The sequence below is a fragment of the Psychrobacter sp. T6-1 genome (genome assembly GCF_052258445.1).
Window position 1 is genome coordinate 1 of sequence record NZ_JBQQFC010000660.1, and the last position, 771, is coordinate 771.

Consider the following 771-nt stretch of genomic DNA (forward strand, 5'->3'; position numbering starts at 1 on the left):
ACGTGATACCAGAATTAAACTCAACATTAGTATTTTGCAATTAAGCCCATTTCAAGTAAGCTTGAGATGGGTTTTTTATAAGCGCAAAATATTAAGGACGAGGCAATGGCGAAATTTTTAAACAGTAGCGGCACAACTTACCATTTAGAAGAGCTGATTAAAAATGCTTCTGATCGGCTGATTATTATTAGCCCTTATCTAAAGCTGAACGAGCGTATCAAAGAGTTATTAGAAGACCGTAATCGTCTCAAAATTGATATTCGTATCGTTTATGGCAAAAATGATCTGCATCCAGAAGAGATCAATTGGCTCAAAAACCTTACCTTTATACGCACTAGCTTTTGCAAGAACCTGCATGCTAAATGCTACTTAAATGAGAATGAATGCATCATCACTAGCCTCAATCTGTATGAATTTAGCCAAGTGAATAACAATGAGATGGGTGTACTAATCTTTCGCAATGATGATGCCAAGCTATATGCAGATACTTATGAAGAAGCGCAGCGTATTATCCGTATCAGTGATGAGGTACGCATGTCACTTGAAAAAGTAAGCGAGAAGGCGGCTGCGACTGACAACAGTATTACTGATGACAAAAATAAAACGGTAGACAATCACTCTTCTACCAAACCAGTAGAGATGACACCCAACTATTCTAAATTAACAACGGCTAAACTAGCCAAAGAGCTGGGGCTAAAGACGCAAGAGCTCAATAGTAAACTACTTGAAGCAGGTTACTTAGAGGATAAAGAAGGCGAGCTGGTATTGACC

General features: G+C 38.5%; 1 protein-coding gene. It reads left to right on the plus strand.

Going from position 1 to position 771, the window contains the following annotated elements:
• Nucleotides 1–105 precede the first annotated feature (105 nt).
• Nucleotides 106–771: phospholipase D family protein (locus ACTXGO_RS15230; RefSeq protein ID WP_443575110.1), on the plus strand; the 666-nt coding region annotated here is incomplete at its 3' end.